Here is an 18,221-nt window from a genome sequence, read left to right as displayed (position 1 = left end):
ATGATCAATCGATGGATCATCGAACGAAGGAGTTCGGTCGTATGGCAGTCGTGGGCTTTGTCGGGCTCGGTGTGATGGGGCGTCCGATGGCGGCGAACCTGGTGCGTGCCGGCCATGAGGTGCGGGCGTTCAGCCGCGGTGCCGCAGGCCGGGAGCGGGCCGCGGAGCTGGGGGTACCCGTCGTCGGCGGGGTCGCCGAGGCGGTCCGGGGGGCGGACGTGGTCATCACCATGCTGCCCGACACCCCGGACGTGCAGGCCGTGGCCCTCGGCCCCGACGGCGTGCTCGACCACCTCGCGCCCCAGGGCGCCTACATCGACATGAGCACGATCGAGCCCGCGGGCGCCCGGGAGATCGCCGAGCGGTTCACGGCCGCGGGGCACGACGTGCTCGACGCGCCCGTGTCCGGCGGCGAGGCCGGTGCCCGCGAGGGTGCCCTGTCCATCATGGTCGGCGGGCCGGCGGACACGGTCGAGCGCTGGCGCGACCTGCTCGGCGCCATGGGCACCACCGTCGTGCGCGTCGGCGACGCCGGCGCCGGCCAGGTGGTCAAGGCCGCCAACCAGCTCGTGGTGGCCACCCACCTGCAGGCGCTCGCCGAGGCGGTCGTCTTCCTGGAGGCCCATGACGCCGACGTCGCCACCGGGCTCTCGGTCATCGCACGCGGCCTCGGGGGCAGCACCGTCATCGACCGCAAGGCCGACGGCGTGCTCGCCGGCGACTTCGCACCGGGGTTCCGCCTCGACCTGCACCACAAGGACCTCGGCATCGTGGAGGGTGCCGCCCGGGCGCGCGGCGCCGTCCTGCCCGTCACGGGCCTGGTCGGCCGGCTCGTCCAGTCCCTGGTGCAGCGGGGGGACGGCGGGCTCGACCACTCCGCTCTCGTGGCGCTCGCCCGCGAGCTCAACGGGACGACGCCGAGCACGACACCGGGGACGGTGACGCGATGAGCCTGACCACACAGACCACGGGCATGCAGGAGCAGGTCCGGGCCGGCTGGTGGCACGAGCCCTTCCAGGTGTTCCAGACGAACCTGCGCGAGATCGACGCCGGGCTCGACGTGGAGCGCACCCTCGACGCGGTCCAGGGGCACGGCGCGAACGTCTGGCTGCTCAACGTGGGCGGCATCCTCTCGCACTACCCGACCGGGCTCGACGTGCAGACGCGCAACCCGCACCTGGCGCAGCGGCCCGGCGGCGACCTGGTCGGTGACGCCCTGGCCGCCGCGCGGCGGCGGGGCGTGCGGCTGCTCGCCCGGATGGACTTCTCCAAGGTCGCGCCCGCGATCGCCGACGCCCACCCCGAGTGGCTCTACGTCTCGCCCACGGGCGAGCGCCAGGAGTTCGAGGGGCTGGTCAGCGTGTGCCCCAGCGCCGGGTACTACCAGCGGCAGATCTTCGACGTGCTCGACGAGGTGCTCGACCGCTACGAGGTGGACGGGTTCTTCTTCAACTGGTTCGGGTTCAACGAGGTCGACTACGCGGGCCGCGTGCACGGCGTCTGCCACTGCGCCGCCTGCGTGGCCGGGTTCCGCGCGCACACCGGGCTGGACCGCCTGCCCGACCGCGCGGGCGACGAGCACTACCGCGAGTGGCGCGGCTACGCCGCCGCGACCATCGACGCGCTCACCGCCCGGGTCCGGGCGCACATCGCCGCCCGCCGGCCCGACGCCGCGCTGATCCTCGGCACCGCCGCCGACGTGCTGTTCCACGAGGCGAACAACGCGATCGGGCGCACGCTGTGGCCGTACGCGACGGGAGAGGCAGTCAGCGCCCTGCGCTCGGCGCAGCCCGGCAAGCCGGTCATGGTCAACGCCGTCGCGTTCTGGGACATGCCCTACCGGCTCGCCGGCGAGCAGCCCGAGATGCTGGGCCAGTACCTCGCCCAGGCCGTCGCGCGCGGCGCCAACCCGTCGACCTACATCATGGGCCCGACCGGCCAGATCGCCTACGACGGGCTGGAGGCCGCGGCCACGGTCACCCGGTTCCACCGCGACCACCGGGACGTGTACACGGGGCTGGCGCCCGCCGCCGAGGTGGGTCTGGTCCGCCCCGACCCGCTGGACGACGACGGCCGGTTCGGCACCGGCGTCGCCGAGCACCGGGGCGTGCTGACGGCGCTGGTCGAGCGGCACGTGCCGTTCGACGTCGTGCCCGTGGCCGCCCTGGAGAGCCTGTCGCTCGACCGGTTCCGGGTGCTCGTGCTCCCCGACCTGCCGTCCCTGCCGGCCGGCGCCGCCGAGGCGCTGGACGGGTACGTCCGGGCGGGCGGCTGCGTGGTGGCCACCGGGCGCAGCGGCATCGCCCCCGACGGCTCGGTGCTCGACTGGTTCCCGGGCCTGCGGGTGACCGGGGTGGACGCCGACCGGGACGTCCTGAAGTCCAGCTACGTCCAGCTCGAACCGGACGCGGCGGCCGCCGCCGTCGAGGGCACGCGCGTCGCACCCCGGCACGGCCGCCACCACCGGCTGGCCTGGCGGGCGGACGCCGCACCGCGGCACCGCCTCGTGGAGAGCGCCCCGTACGGCCCGCCGGAGAAGGCGTACGGCCACGTGCCGGGCCACGAAGGCGTCGGCGGGGTCCGCGGCCACGGGGCCGGCACGGTGGTCCAGCTCCCCTGGGTGGCCGGCACGGCCTACCGGGACACCGGGCTCACCGTGCTGCGCGACCTCGTGGTCGACCTCGTCACCGAGCAGCTCGGGGACCGGCCGGTCGTGCTGGAGGGGCCCGAGCAGATCGAGGTGGTCGTCGGCCGGTCGGCCGCCGGGCTGGTCGTGCACCTGCTCAACCACTCGGGCCGGCGCGACAACGGCTACGGTCCGGCCGTCCCGGTGCACGGCGCCGTGCTGCGGCTGACGGGCCTGGCCGGGCGGCCCGCGCGGGCGCTCGCGGGCACGGCCACGGTCGTGGACGACGGCGACGACCTGGTCGTGCGCCTCGCTACGGTGGCCGAGCTCGAGGTGGTCGTGGTCGAGGACGGGGGTGGCGCACGTGGCTGACGTGATCGTCGTCCGGGGCGGCCAGCGCGACCGGGTCGTGGCGGCGGTGCGCGCGGCGCACCCCGGCGTCGTCGTGGCCGCGCCGGACGACGCCGACGCGCTGTCCGCCGCGACCGTCGCGACCGGGCGGCTCACCGACGCGGAGGTCGCCCGCATGCCGCACCTGGCGTGGGTGCACTCGTGGGCGGCCGGCGTGGAGGGCGACGTCGGGCCCGCGCTGCGCGGCCGCGCGACGGCGCCGGACGAGGCCGTGACCGTCACGTCCTCGGCCGGCAACGGTGCCGTCCCGCTGGCCGAGCAGGCGCTGATGCTCATGATGATGCTGGGCCGTCAGGCCCCGCGCTGGGCGGAGGCGCAGCGGGAGCACCGCTGGGACCGGTTCACGCACGACGAGCTGCACGGCCGCACGGTCGGCGTCTACGGGTACGGCAACGTCGGGCGCGAGCTCGCGGTGCGGGCCCGGGCCTTCGGCATGGACGTGGTGGGGCTGCGCCGTCGGCCCGCCGGACCCGACGACCCCGTGGACCGCATGCTGCCCCCGGACGCCGTGGACGAGCTGGCGGCCGTGAGCGACTTCCTCGTCGTGGCCGCGCCCCTCACCGCGGAGACGTCCGGGGCGATCGGCCTGGGGACCCTGCGCGCGCTGGGGTCCGAGGGGCACCTCGTGGTCGTCTCGCGCGGCGGGATCGTGCGTGAGCCCGACCTGGTCACGGCCCTGCGCGACGGCGTCATCGCCGGGGCGGGCCTGGACGCGCACGCCACGGAGCCCCTGCCCCCCGACTCCCCGCTGTGGGACCTGCCCCGCACGATCATCACCCCGCACAACGGGGCGACGACGCCCTCCACCGCGGACCGCGGCACGGCGATCTTCCTCGACAACCTGGACCGATGGCTCGCGCGGCGCCCGCTGCGCAACGTCGTCGACGTCGGGCGCCTGCCCTGACACCTGGCATCGCGCCCCCTGCGACGCCGCAGTAATCCGTACAACGACGTACCCGAAAGAAGGACACCATGTCAGATCTCACCCGACGGTCGTTCTTGACCTGGACCGGAGTGGGGGCGCTCTCGCTCGCCGCCATGTCGCTCGTGGGCTGCGGCCCCTCCGGTTCCGGCGGGAACGGCTCCGTCCGCTTCGCCTGGTGGGGCGGCGCCGACCGCCAGCAGGCCTACCTGAAGGCCCTGGACGCGTTCACCGCCGAGCACCCGGACATCAAGGTCGCCCCGGAGTTCGGCGACTACGACGCCTACCAGGAGCGCATGACCACCCAGATGGCGGCGCGCGACGTGCCCGACGTCTTCTGGATCCCGTCGCCCGCCGTGCTGACCTACCGTGACGCGGGGCTGTACCGGAACCTCGACGGCATCGACGGCCTGGACCTGAGCGCGTTCGGCGCCGACCAGGTGGAGACGTTCCGGCTGGGCGGCGAGCTGAACACGCTGCCCAAGTCGATCTTCAGCCCGGTGGTGCGCTACAACACCACGTTCCTCGACGAGGACGGCGTGACGCTGCCCGACCAGCTCACCTGGGACAACCTCGCCGAGTTCCTCGTGGACTACGCGAAGGACAACGCGGGCGGCCGCAAGGGCACCACCTACGGCCCGTACCACGACATGCCGTTCGAGTCGTTCCTGCGGCAGCGCGGCGAGGACCTGTGGACCGAGGACGGCAGGCTCGGGGCCAGCGTGGACGGCGTGGCCGCCTGGATCGACTGGTGGGAGAAGCTGCGGCTCGCCGGTGCGACCACGAGCGTGAGCGAGCAGGACGGCATCGAGCCGTCGTGGTCCCAGGTGGGCGAGAAGGTGCTGCTCACCTTCGCCAACTCGAACCACATCGTGGACGAGGCCCAGGCCTTCCCCGACTACACCTTCGACCAGCGCGACGTGCCGGCGGCCGAGGACGCCGCGGCCGGCTACCACTTCACCTACTACAGCCGGTTCGCGATGTACTCCGGCGTGCCGGACGACCGGGTCGAGGCGGCCGCGGCGCTGATGAGCTTCAACCTCAACTCGCCCGAGCTGCTCAGCCTGGTCGGCCTGTCGTCCGGGGCCCCGCCGAACGCGGACCTGCTCGACCAGTACGAGCCCGACGCGACGCCCGACGAGCAGAAGGTCATCGCCATCACCCGCGAGATCGCCGGGACGGAGCAGCGCCCGCGCTTCGAGGCCCCCGCCGGGTCGGGAAGCTGGCGCGACCTGATGATCCGCGAGCTCGAGAAGGTGACGCTGGGCCAGACGACGGTCCCCGATGCCGCGGCGGCCTTCGTCGAGGCCGTCGAGGGCGAGATCGCGGGCGCATGATGACCGTCACGACGACGAAGGACACCGGGCGCCGGGCGCGAGGAGCGCCCGGCGCCGCCGGGACGCGGCGCGCCGGGGCCAAGCCCACGGGCGTCCGGCGCGGCCAGGGACTGGTGGCGCACATCTTCCTGCTGCCCTGGATGATCGGCATGATCGGGGTCACCGCGGGCCCGCTCATCGCCTCCGCCGTGCTGGCGTTCACGGACTACGACCTGCTGACCGCGCCGCAGTTCATCGGCCTGGACAACTTCGTGCGCATGGCGGGCGACGAGCGGTTCTGGGCCGCCGTCCGCGTGACGCTCGTGTACGTGCTCGTGTCGGTGCCCCTGCAGCTCGGGTTCGCGCTGTTCCTGGCGGTCGTGCTCGACAAGGGGCTGCGCGGTCTGTCGCTCTACCGCAGCGCGTTCTACCTGCCGTCCCTGCTCGGCGGCAGCGTGGCGATCGCGATCCTGTGGCGGCAGATCTTCGGGGAGAACGGCCTGGTCAACCAGGTCCTGGGCTGGTTCGGCATCGAGCTCGGCTCCTGGTTGCAGGACCCGTCGCTGGCGTTGTCCACCCTGGTGGTGCTCAACGTGTGGACCTTCGGCTCCCCGATGGTCATCTTCCTGGCGGGCCTGCGGCAGATCCCCGAGGAGCTCTACGAGGCCTCGATGATCGACGGCGCCGGCCGCGTGCGGCGGTTCTGGTCGATCACCATCCCGCTGCTCACCCCGATCATCTTCCTGAACCTCATCCTGCAGATGATCGGCGCGTTCCAGGCCTTCACGCAGGCGCACGTGGTCAGCGGCGGCAGCGGCGGCCCGCTCGACTCGACGCTCTTCTACACGCTCTACATCTACCAGCGCGGCTTCGTGAACTTCGACATGGGGTACGCGTCCGCGATGGCGTGGGTGCTGCTCCTGGTCATCGCCGCCGCCACCGCCGCGAACTTCATCGTGTCGCGGCGCTGGGTCTACTACGGAGACGAATGATGGCTGCCACCGTCCGAACCTCGACCGCGAGCCGCCTGGTGCGGCACGCCGTACTCGTGGTGTTCGTGCTGCTCATGATCTACCCGCTGCTGTGGATGGTCGTGAGCTCGTTCAAGCCGAGCAACCTCATCCTGTCGCAGACCGGGCTGATCCCCACCGAGATCACGCTCGACAACTACGGCGCCGGGTGGAACGCGCTCGGCTCCCCGTTCTCGCTGTTCCTGGGCAACTCGCTGCTCATCGGCATCGGGTCCGTGCTCGGCAACCTGTTCTCCTGCTCGCTCACGGCCTACGCGCTGGCCCGGCTGAACTTCCGCATGAACAAGGTCTACCTGGCGCTCACGCTGATGACGATCATGCTGCCGTTCCACGTGCTCGTGATCCCGCAGTACATCCTGTTCGCCGAGCTGGGCTGGATCAACACCTACATCCCGTTGCTGCTGCCCAAGTTCCTGGCCACCGACGCGGTGTTCATCTTCCTCATGGTGCAGTTCATCCGGGCCCTGCCCCGCGAGCTGGACCAGGCGGCGATGATCGACGGCGCCGGGCCCTTCCGCATCTTCTGGTCGGTGATCCTGCCGCTGATGCAGCCCGCGCTGATCACCACGACGATCTTCACCTTCATCTGGACGTGGAACGACTACTTCGGCCCGCTGCTGTACCTGACCCGGACCGAGCTGTACACGGTCCCGGTGGCGCTGAAGTCGCTGGTCGACACCGAGACGCAGAGCGGCATCGGCACGATGTTCGCGATGTCGCTCGTCTCGCTGGTGCCGATCGTCCTGTTCTTCATCTTCGCTCAGCGCTACATCATCAAGGGCATCGCGACGACGGGAATCAAATGACGGCAGTGCGCACACGACTGGACGGCGAGCTCCGCTGGACCCAGCTCACCTTCGTGGAGAACGACCCGCTCGACTTCGACCTCGACGCATGGGCCGACGTCATGGACCGCACGGCGTCGACGGCGGTGTGCATCAGCGCCGGCGGCTACGTCGCCTACTACCCGACCAAGGTCGGCCTGCACCACCGCAGCGTGCACCTCGGCGACCGGGACCTGCTCGGCGAGGTGGTGGACCTGGCCCGCTCGCGCGGGATGGCCGTCATGGCCCGGGTCGACCCGCACGCGGTGCACCAGGACGTCGTCGACCAGCGGCCCGAGTGGATCGCCCGGACCGAGGACGGCGAGCTCCTGGAGCACTGGGCGATGCCCGGCATCTACCTCACCGACGCGTTCGGCGGCTACAGCTGGGAGCTGACGACCGAGGTGCTGCGGGAGATCGCGCGGGACTACGACGTCGACGCCCTGTTCGCGAACCGGTGGCAGGGGCACGGGCCCGGGTACACCGAGTCCACGGCGCGGGAGTACCGGGCCGCGACCGGCCGCGACCTGCCGCGGGCGGCCGATCCGGCCGGCGGCGAGGCGTGGGCGACGTACCGCGCGTGGCGGCGCTCCCGGCTCAGCGACCTCGTGGCGCACTGGGACAAGGCCGTGCAGGAGGTGGCACCGGAGGTGCGCTTCGTGCCCAACCTCGGGTCGTTCACCGCCGCCGACCTGGAGCCGCGCGTCGCGCGCTCCGTGCCGTTCCTGCTGGTGGACCACCAGGCGCGGGGCGACGGCGAGGCCCTGTGGGCCGCGGGCCGGGACGCGAAGCGCGTGCGCGCACTGCACCCCGGCAAACCGGTCGGGCTCATCACGTCGGTGGGCCCGGAGCTGCACGACTTCCGCTGGAAGGACTCGGTCAACGCCGCGGTCGAGACCACGGGGTGGATCGTCGACGGGTTCGTGCACGGGGCGTTCCCGTGGTTCACCAAGTTCGCCGCCCGGATCCACGACCCGCGCTGGATCCCCGCCGTCGAGCGGGCGTTCGGGCTGCACCGGGCGGTGGCCGACGTGCGCGAGGACGAGCGGCCCGCCGCCGAGACGCTCGTGTGGGACGCCGACGAGCACACCGCGACACGGCGGGTGCGCGACGCGGCGTCCGGGGTCTACCAGGCGCTGGTCGAGCTGGGCGTGCCGTTCGAGTACGTCGGCCCGGGGTCGCTGACCGCGCTGACCCGGCCCGGGGTCCGGCTCGTCGTGGTGCCCGAGGTGCCGTCGATCGAGCCCGAGGCGGCGGACGCCCTGCGGGTGTTCGTCGAGGCCGGCGGGTCGCTGCTGCTCACGGGCGGCGGGCCCGACGTCGTCGGGCGGCAGGCCCTCGTGACCGAGCTGCTGGGCGTCGAGGTCGCCGAGCGGCGCGAGGGCATCGTGCGCAACAACTACGTGCGGCGGGAGCCGGGCGGCACGCTCCAGGAAGGGTTCGGGGACGCGCAGCGGATCGTGGGCGGCACGCGGCTGGTGCGGTTCGGCGTGCTCGACAGGACGTCCGACGTGTCCTGGCGGTTCGTGCCGGACCACCCCGACCTGCCCATGGAGGAGGTCTACCCGCGCTCGGAGCCCACGGAGCCGGCCGTGTTCGGTGCCCGCCTCGGCGCGGGCCGGGTCGACGTGATCGGGTTCAACGCCACCGAGCTGTACTGGCAGGCGCTCCAGGCCGACCACCTGACCCTGCTCGGCAATGCGGTGCGCCGCGGCCTGGGCGGCGGTGCGGCGGTCGAGGTGCGCGGCCCGGGCGTGCTCGACGTCGCCACGTGGGCCGGCGACCGGTCGTTCACCGTGCTCGCCGCCAACCTGACCGACCCGATGATGATGCGCGGCCAGCGCCGGCGGGTCTCCCCGCTCGACGGCGTCCGGCTGGCCGTCGACCTCGACCGGGTCGCGGCGCTCGCGGACGGGTCGCTGCCGGCGGGGCCGGCGGGGCCGGCGGGGCTGGCGGGGCCGGCGGGGCCGGCGGGGCCGACAGGGCCGGCGGGGCCGACAGGGCCGGCGGGGAAGGTCTCCGTCCGGACGCTGGAGGGCGAGCAGTGGCGGGAGGCCGACGCGAGCCGTTCCGGGTCGCGCCTCGAGGTCCGCCTGCCCCCGGTCCACGAGCTGGCCGCGCTGCGCCTGACCTGGTAGGCGCGACCCACCGGACGACCATGCGTCTGCTGCCAGGAACCGCACCCTCCTGGCAGCAGACGCATGGTCATGTCCCGGGCGGGGGAGCTGTCGAGCCGCGGACCACCAGCGCCGGGCGCTCCAGCGGCACCGGCTCCTCGACCGTCTCGCCCAGCAGGGTGAGCACCTTCGCCGCCGCGGCCCGCCCGCGCTGGAAGGCGAACCGCTGGACCGTCGTCAGCGGTGGGTCCACCCACTCGCCCAGCGTCAGGCCCTCGAAGCCGACCACCGAGATGTCGTCGGGCACGCGCAGGCCGGCGGCCTGGATGGTGCGCATCCCGGCGATCGCCATGGTGTCGGTGCCGTACAGGATGGCTGTCGGCCGGACGGCGCCCGCCAGCAGCGCCGTGGTCTCCTCGGCGGCGCGGGCGGGGGAGTACTCGAGGGCGACGACGGCGTGCGGCTGCCGCCCGTGCTCGGCCAGCCGCTGCACGAACGCCTCGCGGCGCAGCACCGGCAGCACGAAGTCCTTGGGCCCGCTGATGTACGCGATGCGCTCGTGGCCCAGCCCCACCAGGTGGTCGACGGTCTCGGCGATGCCCGCGCTCGGCGGGTCGGCGTCCACGTACTCGATGGCGCCGGGCTTCCAGGGAGCGCCGACCAGCACGGCCGGCAGGCCGAGCCGGGCCATCAGCTCGGGGCGGGTGTCGCCGACCATGGAGTTGGTCAGGATGATCCCGTCCATCCGCTGCCGCTCGGCGAGCGTCCGGTAGAAGTGGCCCTCGTCGTGCTGGCCGGCGATGAAGACGTTCAGCAGCAGGCCGTACTCGCGCGGGGTGAGCACCGACTCGATGCCCGAGATGAAGTCCATGTTCCCCGCGCCGACACCGGGTACCTTCGAGTCGCTGCTCAGTACCAGGCCGATCGCCTGCGCGCGGGCCGTCCGCAGGGCGATGGCCGCCGCGTTGGGGCGCCAGTTGAGCTTGCGTGCGGCCTCCCGGATGCGCTCCGCGGTGGCCTCCGAGATGCGCCCCGTGCCGTTGAACACCTTCGAGACCGCGCCCGGGGAGACCCCGGCGAGCGCGGCGACGTCGCTGATGGTCGGACGGCCGCTGCCCCGGGGCTTCTGCGGCGTTCTGGGTGTGGTCATGGGGCGCTCATCTCGAGCGCAATCCTACGTGGTTTATCGGTGCACCACCGGCCCTCACCGCAGCCGCAGGGTCGCCACCAGCACACCCGTCAGGCACAGCGCGCCGCCCACCAGGGCGACCGGGGCGGGCACCTCGCCCAGCAGGGCCCAGGACATGAGCACGGCCAGCGGCGCGGCCGCGTACGTCGCGGCACCGAGCCGGCCCGCCGTCGTCCGCGTGAGGGCGTAGCCCCAGGTCGCGAAGGCGACCGCGGTGGGGAAGACGCCCAGGTACACCACGCTCAGGGTGGCCGACGCCGGGGCCGCTGCGAGCTCGTCCAGCAGCGCCGGCGCGAAGGGGAGGCACGCGACCGTTCCCGCGAGGCAGCCCAGCCACGTCATGGTCAGCGAGTCGACGCGGGGCAGCAGGCGCTTCTGCAGGATGGTGCTCCCGGCGTAGACGAGGGCGGCGGCCAGGCCGAGCGCGACGCTCACGCCGTCCGAGGCCCCGCCGGACGTGGCCAGCGCGATGCCCGCCACACCCACGAACGCGATGCCGATGCCCGCCAGGAGCCGTGCGGGGAAGCCCTCGCCGAGGGTGAACCCGGCGAACACCGCGATGAGGATCGGTGCGAGCCCGACCAGGAGAGAGGCCGTGCCGGCGTCGAGCGTGCGCTCGGCGGCGTTGAGGGCGAGGTTGTAGAGCCCGAACCAGAGCACGCCCCAGACCAGGACGCCGGCCAGCGTCCGGCCGCGCGGCAGCCGGAGCTTGCCCGCCAGGCCCGCCATGACGGTCAGGGCGAGGGTGCCCACGAGGATCCGGCCGAGGGCCAGGGCGCCCGGTGAGTAGTCGAACCCGGCGGCGCGGATGCCGATGAAGGCCGAGCCCCAGAGCACCACCGTCACGGCGGCGGCCGCCGGCACGAGGAGCGCCCGGGCGGCCGGGCGGGCGGCCACGGCGGTACTGGTCATGTCGGCCAGGGTGCCCGGGTCGACGGGCTGCGTCCGGCGGCGGTCGGCCGTGGTATTCGTCATGCTGCGATGGTCGCCCCGAAATACTGTGAAGCACCAGCGATTCTTCCTTCATCTGGATTCAGTCTCGCTGTAGTGTGGGGCCATGCTCGACGTCCACCGTCTTCGTGTCTTCCGCTCCGTCGTCGCCTCGGGCTCGATCGGCGCGGCGGCGGCCAACCTCGGCTACACGCCGTCCGCCGTCAGTCAGCACGTGTCCGCGCTCCAGCGGGAGACGGGGCTCAAGCTCCTGGCCCGGCACGGTCGCGGCATCCGCCCGACCGCCGCGGGGCACGCCCTGGCCGCGCAGGCGGACGGCGTGCTCGAACGGCTCGGCGAGGCCGAGTCGATGATCGCCGACCTGCGCGCCGGCCGCACCGGCTCGCTGTCGGTCGCCTACTTCGCGTCGGTGGGCTCGGCGTGGCTGCCCGACGTCGTCCGCGTGCTCACCACGCGGTTCCCCGGGGTGCGCCTGGACCTGGAGCTGGCCGAGCACATCCCGGACAAGACCGAGGACCGGGCCGACCTCCAGGTCGCGGTCGCGCAGACCGGGTTCGAGGCCGGGAGCGGCTTCACCGCGCACCACCTGCTCGACGACTCGTACGTGGCCGTGCTCTCACGGAACCACCCGCTGGCCGGCCGGGACGAGATCGAGCTGGCCGAGCTCGCGGACGAGTCGTGGGTCGACAACGACTTCGCGCGCGGGTGGTGCCGCCGCAACCTCCTGGAGGCCTGCACCGCCGCGGGCTTCAGCCCCACCTTCCACGTCGAGGCCCACGACTACCCGACGGCGGTGGCGTTCGTCGAGGCAGGGATCGGCCTGACGGTGCTCCCCGAGCTGGGTGCCGCCCAGCTGCCGGCCGGCACGGTCGCGGTGCCGGTGGTGCGGCCCACGCCGGTGCGCTCGATCTACGCGGTGGTGCAGGACGCCGTCGCGCACACACCGCCGGCCGTCGCCGCGCTGGAGGCGTTGCGGCAGGCCGCCGTCGCTTCGCGGGCAGCCGTGGTGGCCGCATAGGGTGGGCGGGTACCGGCGCCGGGGAGCACCCCGGCGTCCCCCGAGCGAGAGGCAATCCTCGTGACCACGCTTCCTACCGCCTCCGGCAGCTTCGGCGACAAGCCGGAGCTGACCTTCCCCGAGGGTGACGCACCCGCCGGCCTGCAGGTCAAGGTGCTCTCCGAGGGCAACGGTCCGGTCGTCGAGTCCGGGCGCACCATCGTGGTGAACTACCTGGGCCAGACCTGGGGCGGCCACGTCTTCGACAACTCGTACGACCGCGGCACCACCATCGACTTCCCGATCGGAGTCGGCGCCGTCATCGGCGGCTGGGACAAGGGCATGGTCGGCCAGAACGTCGGTTCGCGCCTGCTGCTCTCGATCCCGCCGGAGCACGGCTACGGCTCCCGCGGCGTCCCGCAGGCGGGCATCGGCGGCACGGACACCCTGGTCTTCGTGGTGGACGTCGTCGCGGTCAAGTGACCCCTCGTTGAGTGCGGGATCTTCGCCCTTTTCCGTGTGCCAGACGGGCGAAGATCCCGCACTCAACCGTTTCTACGGGTAGGTGACCACCTGGGAGCGCTGCGTGCCCTGCTGGACCGGGGCGCCCGTGTCGTTGATGACGTGGTTGATACCGCCCGAGCCGTTGAGGAAGATGGCGGTCATCGACCGGAACGAGACGCCCGGCGCGCTCGGCGCCTGGATGCCGGACTCCAGGCGGATGTCCTGGCCCTGGTTGAAGAACGAGTACGTGCCGGTGCCGGTCGCGGTGTGGTTCTGCACGTCGTCGGCGACCCGGTAGGCGGCGTAGCCGAGGCGGTCGCCGTCCATCCACGCCCCCTGGTTCGGCACGTCGTACGGGATCTCGTTCTGGTAGAAGATCGTCTGCCCGTCCTCGCCGTTCCAGATCGTCTGCTCCTCCTGGTAGTGCTCGACGAACAGGCCCGTCGCGGTGACCCGGTCACCGTTGACGACGACGCCGTGGGCGCCGGTGTTGACGTCCCACCCGATGCCGTTGCCGTGGTCGCCGCGCCAGGCCCAGATGTGGTCCAGGAGCGTGTCGGGGCTGTTCACCTCGATGGAGGTGACGGCCTTGCCCGCCCAGGGGCCGCCCACGCGGACGAAGACGTCGGTCAGCGTGGTCGGGTCGGCGGCGTCGGAGACGGTGGCACCCTGCGGGCCCACCTGGATGAGCTTCTGGGACTCGGGCACGTTGGCGTCGGCCGTGATGCCGGCGATCTTGACGCCCGCCACGTCGCCGATCTCGACGACGGCGTTGCCGGCGGTCGGGGTGAGCGAGGCGTAGCCCAGGCCGAGCACGACGGTGTCGGCGCGGTCGATGGCCAGTGGCGCGTCGAGCTCGTACACGCCCGGCGTCAGGACGAGGTTCTTGCCACCGGCCAGCGCCGCGTTGATCGACGCGGCGTCGTCGGTGCCCGCCTTGGCGACGTAGAAGTCGGAGATCCCGATCGACCGGCCGGCGTCCGGCCCCGTGGACCAGTCGGTCCCGCTGCTGTTGGTCTTCGCGTTCGGCACGAACACCGACAGCTCGCCGTCGTCGCCCCTGTACAGGAACGGGGCCTCGCGGCTGACCGGTGTGGAGCCGACGGTCGTCGTCACGCCGACGTTGTCGCCCACCGGCTGGCCGAAGTTCGTGGCCGGCGCGCCCTGCACCCCGGCGAAGACCATGTTCCACACGCCGCCGTCCCAGGCGCCGACCTCGGAGTTGCGGGTGAACCACTGCTGCTGCGAGCCGGAGACGATGGTGCCGGAGACCCGCGAGTTGGCGAGGTAGCCGCCCGAGGCGAACTCGCCGTACCGGCCGAAGATCGTCAGGTCGCCCTGGATGTCCATGCGGCGCATGGGCGCTGCCTGGGAGACGGCGAACCGCATCTGGTGCGGCTCGGTCACGCCCGCGGGGAACGGCAGGGCCGCGTCTCGCCGACCGGGCGCTGGATCGGGTTGATGCCCATGTTGGAGATCGACCGCCAGAAGCGGGTCAGCGATCCGGGGTCGGCGCACGCCCAGGGCTCGTTGGGGCAGCCGACCACGGGTTCCACGTGCAGCGCGCCGTTGATGTGGACGTCGTCGGGCTGCGCGCCCAGTCCTGCGATCGACTCGTAGTAGCCCACCTGGGCGTTCACGATGCCGGTGGCCGTGGCCGGGTCGTCCTGCCCGGCGGCGCTGCCGTACGTGCCGGGCTCGAAGAACACCTGGTGCCGGTCGAGGCTGAACTCCGCCTCGTCGTTCACCGAGTCGAGGAACTCGTTGATGCGGTCGGTGGACCAGCTCGGGTCGATGAACGTGACGTTGGGGCCGAAGTCCGGATCGGCGGCCGCCTTCTTCGGCTTGTGCTTCGGCTTGTGCCGGCCGTGCTGCGCGCCCTGGGCCTCCGGCGCCGTGCGGGCCGTCGCGGTGTCCTTTGTCGCGGAGGCCGAGGCCAGGGCCTTGCCCTGCCCGTCGGCGGCGGGCGTCGCGGTGGCTGGGAGCGCCGTCACTGCGGCTCCCGCCGCGAGCGATACGGCGACCGCCGCGACGGCGGCGCCGCGCAGGGTGGTGCGGAGTGTCCTCATCGACAGGTCCTTCGGCTCGGGGCAGGCCGGCGCAGGCCGGGCATGCTGCCGTGCGGATGCGCCCAGGCGGGCGCCCCGCCAGGCTAACCGTCGATTACTGACAGATCAGTAAGTAGTTTCCGCACACTCCGGGTCACGGTGAACTTGCGATTCTGGGCGATGTGCTCCGTCGGCCCGACGGCGCGCTCCAGGGCACCCCGGTACCGCAGCGGCGTGTTGAAGACGGTCCACAGCTCGCCCCCGTCCCGCAGGATGCGGCCCGCCGTGGCGAACATGCGGTGCGCGGCGTCGGTGCTCAGCGCGGCCCGGTCGTGGAACGGCGGGTTGAGCAGCACCAGGTCCGCGCAGGCGTCGGGGAGCTCGGAGCCGGCGTCGTCCCGCAGCACTGCGGCCTGGACGCCGTTCGCGGCGAGCGTCGCGCGCGCGGAGGCGCAGGCCGCGGCGCTGCGGTCGGTGGCGATCACATGGCTGCCCCGGAAGCGCAGCGCCAGCACCGTGGCGAGGATGCCGGTGCCGCATCCCAGGTCGACGGCGACGGGCCGGTCGTCCGGCACCTGGTAGGACGCCGGTTGCCGGAGAAGACCGGGCGGGTGGCGCCGGGCAGGTGCGGGGTCGGTCCCGGTGCTCGGCAGGTCCGGCCAGCGGTCGGCCTGCGCCAGGAGGAACCGGGTGCCCAGGTCCAGACCCGCGCCCGCGAAGGCGGCACCGTGCGCGACGACGGTGAGTGCCGCCGGGCCGGTCCGGCCGCCGGCGGTGCTGCGTGGCGTGGCGGCGTGCAGCACCTCGCGGTCGTCGATCTGGGCCGTGACGGGGTAGGTGAGCGGGCCGCGGGCGGTCCGTGGTCCGCGGGCGATCAGCAGCCGCGACTTCTGCCGGGCGAGTGACGCGCCGACCTGCTCGAACGACGCGCCGAGCACGTCGTTCATCGCGTGCGTCATGTGCTTGACCCGTCCACCCGCGAGCAGCGTCACCGACGGGTCGGCGTACCGGGCCACGTACTCGGCGACCTCGGTCAGCTCGGCCAACGACGGGGGAAGCTGGAGCAGCACGAGCCGTGCGCCCCGGAGCAGCCCCGGTGCCAGCGCGTCGTGCACCGTCATCCCCAGCGGGGCCGGGTCGTGCGGGTCGGCCGTGTTCGCGACGTGCCCGTCCCAGAGGGTGCGGTTCGCCCTCCGGCTGTTGGCGTCGAGCGCGGCCTCGGCGGTGATCGCGTCCGTCTGCACGTCGACCTGCCGGGCACCCAGCGCCAGGCAACCCAGGCTCAGGGCGCCGAACCGGTCCCCGATCACCACCACACGGTCCGTCCCGGCGCTGATCGGACCGGCGGCCTCGTCGAGCAGGAGCCGGTCCGTCGCGTCGACGGCCACCGGGCCGTCGGCACGGGTGCCGTCCTCGGGGTACGGGCGCAGCTGCGCGAGGACGGCCTCGGCCTCGGGGCTCACCGCGCGGGACGGGCCTTCTTCTCCGCCGCCTTGCGGGCCTCCTCCAGGCGCTCCTCCTCGGCGCGCACCTGCGCGGCGACCTCGCGCTCGCGGACGAGCCACTCCGGCGGGTCCTCGCGCAGCTCGTTGATCTGCTCGGTGGTGAGCGGCTCCGTGACACCGCCGCGGGCCAGGCCCGCGATCGAGATGCCGAGCCGGCCCGCCACGACGGGTCGCGGGTGCGGTCCGTTGCGTCGCAGGTCGGACAGCCACTCGGGCGGGTTCGTCTCCAGCTCCTCGAGCTCCGCACGGGTGAGCGGGGTGTCCTGGAACTCCTGCGGCGTGGCGGGCAGATACACGCCGAGACGCTTGGCGGCGTTGGACGGCTTGAACCGCTGCGAGGCGAAGGAGGAGCTCATGTTCCCAGGGTATCGGCGTGCGCCGTCCGCGCCCTCCATGGCGGGCGTGATCCTTGCCGCTCCCTGAGGTGGGGAGTACGGGGCGCGGGCTGCGGAGGGCGTTCTGCGGGGGTGGGTGCGGGCGCGGGCGCGGCGTGGGTCGGGCCGCGGGTCGTGGTGTCGGGCACCGCCGCGCGCGGGGCGGCAGCTGCCGGGGCCGCCAGGCCGCCGGGAAGATCGCCGGGCCCGTAGCCTGGGTCCGTGAACGAGCCGCAGCACGACGCCGAACCGCCCGCCCCCGCCGTCGGCCCGGACGCGGTGGCGGCGGGCACCGGGGGACCGGAGGCCGGCGAGCCGGACGGCGTGGGACAGGACGGTCTCGAGCCGGGTGTGGCGGAGCCGGGTGTGGCGGAGCCGGGCGTGGCAGAGCCCGGCGGTGACGGGCCTGACGGCGTCGCCGCGTCCGGCGGGCCCCGCTTCCGGCTCGCCTACGTGCCGGGCGCGACGCCGGGGAAGTGGGCGAGCGTGTGGCGCGAGCGCCTGCCCGACGTCGAGCTGGAGCTCGTGCAGGTCGAGGCGGCTGGGGTCCCCGCCGCACTGGAGTCCGGGGAGGCCGACGCCGCGCTCGGGCGACTGCCCGTGGACAAGGAGGTGTTCTCGGCGATCCCGCTCTACGAAGAGACGCCGGTGGTGTGCTTCTCGCGTGATCACCTTCTCGCGGCGCTCGCCGACGACGAGGTGGTCTCCAGCGCGGACATCGCCGAGGACCCGGTCTGGGTGCCCGGCGACGACGTCCTGTTCGCCGCGCACCCGGTGCCCGGGGTCGTCCCCGCGGACCCGGAGGGCAACCCGCTGGACCGGGTGCCGACCACCGCCGAGGTCGTGGCCACCGTCGCGGCGAACGTCGGCGTCGCGGTGCTGCCCATGTCGCTCGCGCGGCTGCACCGCCGCAAGGACGTGACCTATCGCGTGCTGTCCGACGGCCCCGCCGCGCCGGTCGGGCTGGTCTGGCCCGCGGAGCGGACCACCGACCTGGTGGAGGAGCTCATCGGCATCGTCCGGGGCCGCACGGTGAACAGCTCCCGGGGGCGCGGCGGTCCGGCGTCGCGGGCGGCGCAGGATGCCGAAGCGGGTGGGACCACGGCGAAGAATGCGCGGTCCGGGGTGAAGAAATCCGCGAAGGGAGCCGCCTCCGGGCGTCAGGGTCGGTCTGTTCCAGGCCGAGGCGGGGCCGGCGCCGGGGGACGCGGCGGTGCGCAACGGGGAAAGGGCGTGCGCTCGACGCCCAAGGGAAAGAAAAAGGGCAAAGGACGGTAAGGTCCGAGGAAAGGCGTTGTAAGGCATTTTGCGGAGATAAGCGGATATTGGCGATCTGCGCCATTGTCGCTACGATCCGGGGGTCGCACCCGACGTCGGGTGCGCGCCCGAACCCCCGTTTCGTAAGG

Annotated in this window: 16 protein-coding genes; 10 read left to right on the top strand and 6 right to left on the bottom strand. The window is 73.3% G+C overall.

What is annotated here, in order from left to right:
• Positions 1-11: 11 nt before the first annotated feature.
• From ACIG47_RS10525 to ACIG47_RS10495, 7 genes are all read left to right on the top strand, one after another.
• Positions 12-950, top strand: coding sequence for an NAD(P)-dependent oxidoreductase (locus ACIG47_RS10525; RefSeq protein ID WP_397430753.1), 939 nt, complete (start codon positions 12-14; stop codon positions 948-950).
• The gene (locus tag ACIG47_RS10520) at positions 947-2,998 is read left to right on the top strand and encodes a beta-galactosidase trimerization domain-containing protein (protein ID WP_397430752.1); all 2,052 of its coding nucleotides are present in this window, start codon (positions 947-949) and stop codon (positions 2,996-2,998) included. The genes ACIG47_RS10525 and ACIG47_RS10520 overlap by 4 nt, the downstream gene beginning before the upstream one ends.
• Entirely contained in the window at positions 2,991-3,941 is a 951-nt protein-coding gene (locus ACIG47_RS10515) for a D-2-hydroxyacid dehydrogenase (RefSeq protein WP_397430751.1), read from the top strand. The genes ACIG47_RS10520 and ACIG47_RS10515 overlap by 8 nt, the downstream gene beginning before the upstream one ends.
• A 68-nt stretch (positions 3,942-4,009) precedes the next feature.
• On the top strand, positions 4,010-5,296 hold the full coding sequence (locus tag ACIG47_RS10510) for an ABC transporter substrate-binding protein (protein WP_397430750.1): 1,287 nt from the start codon (positions 4,010-4,012) through the stop codon (positions 5,294-5,296).
• Positions 5,296-6,267, top strand: coding sequence for a carbohydrate ABC transporter permease (locus tag ACIG47_RS10505; RefSeq protein WP_397430971.1), 972 nt, complete (start codon positions 5,296-5,298; stop codon positions 6,265-6,267). The genes ACIG47_RS10510 and ACIG47_RS10505 overlap by 1 nt, the downstream gene beginning before the upstream one ends.
• Positions 6,267-7,112, top strand: a complete 846-nt coding sequence (locus tag ACIG47_RS10500; protein ID WP_397417020.1) for a carbohydrate ABC transporter permease — start codon at positions 6,267-6,269, stop codon at positions 7,110-7,112. The genes ACIG47_RS10505 and ACIG47_RS10500 overlap by 1 nt, the downstream gene beginning before the upstream one ends.
• Positions 7,113-7,117: 5 nt before the next feature.
• Positions 7,118-9,268: a family 10 glycosylhydrolase gene (locus ACIG47_RS10495; RefSeq protein ID WP_397430749.1), complete on the top strand. Its 2,151-nt coding sequence runs from the start codon at positions 7,118-7,120 to the stop codon at positions 9,266-9,268.
• A 67-nt stretch (positions 9,269-9,335) separates the two neighbouring features.
• Here the strand turns inward: ACIG47_RS10495 and ACIG47_RS10490 are convergent, their stop codons facing one another.
• Both ACIG47_RS10490 and ACIG47_RS10485 read right to left on the bottom strand, forming a co-directional pair.
• A complete protein-coding gene (locus ACIG47_RS10490) occupies positions 9,336-10,397 on the bottom strand; it encodes a LacI family DNA-binding transcriptional regulator (RefSeq protein ID WP_397430747.1) in 1,062 nt (353 codons plus the stop codon).
• A 54-nt stretch (positions 10,398-10,451) separates the two neighbouring features.
• Positions 10,452-11,411 (bottom strand): DMT family transporter, encoded by a 960-nt coding sequence (locus tag ACIG47_RS10485; protein ID WP_397430746.1) that lies wholly within the window; start codon positions 11,409-11,411, stop codon positions 10,452-10,454.
• An 82-nt stretch (positions 11,412-11,493) separates the two neighbouring features.
• Here ACIG47_RS10485 and ACIG47_RS10480 point away from each other — a divergent pair, with 82 nt between their 5' ends.
• Both ACIG47_RS10480 and ACIG47_RS10475 read left to right on the top strand, forming a co-directional pair.
• Complete coding sequence (locus ACIG47_RS10480) at positions 11,494-12,405, top strand: LysR family transcriptional regulator (RefSeq protein ID WP_397417009.1); 912 nt, start codon at positions 11,494-11,496, stop codon at positions 12,403-12,405.
• Between the two features lie 60 nt (positions 12,406-12,465).
• A complete protein-coding gene (locus ACIG47_RS10475) occupies positions 12,466-12,867 on the top strand; it encodes an FKBP-type peptidyl-prolyl cis-trans isomerase (protein ID WP_397417007.1) in 402 nt (133 codons plus the stop codon).
• A gap of 72 nt (positions 12,868-12,939) precedes the next feature.
• Here the strand turns inward: ACIG47_RS10475 and ACIG47_RS10470 are convergent, their stop codons facing one another.
• The 4 genes from ACIG47_RS10470 to ACIG47_RS10455 all read right to left on the bottom strand — a co-directional run bounded on the left by ACIG47_RS10470 (position 12,940) and on the right by ACIG47_RS10455 (position 16,797).
• Positions 12,940-14,295 carry a hypothetical protein gene (locus ACIG47_RS10470; protein ID WP_397430745.1) on the bottom strand — a complete coding sequence of 452 codons (1,356 nt, stop codon included), beginning with the start codon at positions 14,293-14,295 and terminating at the stop codon, positions 12,940-12,942.
• Positions 14,292-14,957, bottom strand: coding sequence for a hypothetical protein (locus tag ACIG47_RS10465; protein WP_397430744.1), 666 nt, complete (start codon positions 14,955-14,957; stop codon positions 14,292-14,294). The genes ACIG47_RS10470 and ACIG47_RS10465 overlap by 4 nt, the downstream gene beginning before the upstream one ends.
• Before the next feature lie 83 nt (positions 14,958-15,040).
• On the bottom strand, positions 15,041-16,399 hold the full coding sequence (locus ACIG47_RS10460; RefSeq protein ID WP_397430743.1) for a class I SAM-dependent methyltransferase: 1,359 nt from the start codon (positions 16,397-16,399) through the stop codon (positions 15,041-15,043).
• Positions 16,396-16,797 (bottom strand): DUF5997 family protein, encoded by a 402-nt coding sequence (locus ACIG47_RS10455; protein WP_397417001.1) that lies wholly within the window; start codon positions 16,795-16,797, stop codon positions 16,396-16,398. The genes ACIG47_RS10460 and ACIG47_RS10455 overlap by 4 nt, the downstream gene beginning before the upstream one ends.
• A 240-nt stretch (positions 16,798-17,037) precedes the next feature.
• Here ACIG47_RS10455 and ACIG47_RS10450 point away from each other — a divergent pair, with 240 nt between their 5' ends.
• The gene (locus ACIG47_RS10450) at positions 17,038-18,093 is read left to right on the top strand and encodes a LysR family substrate-binding domain-containing protein (RefSeq protein WP_397430742.1); all 1,056 of its coding nucleotides are present in this window, start codon (positions 17,038-17,040) and stop codon (positions 18,091-18,093) included.
• Positions 18,094-18,221 lie beyond the last annotated feature (128 nt).

The sequence above is a fragment of the Promicromonospora sp. NPDC052451 genome (assembly GCF_044547525.1).
Lineage (GTDB): Bacteria > Actinomycetota > Actinomycetes > Actinomycetales > Cellulomonadaceae > Promicromonospora.
This window is presented reverse-complemented; position numbering and strand designations above follow the sequence as displayed.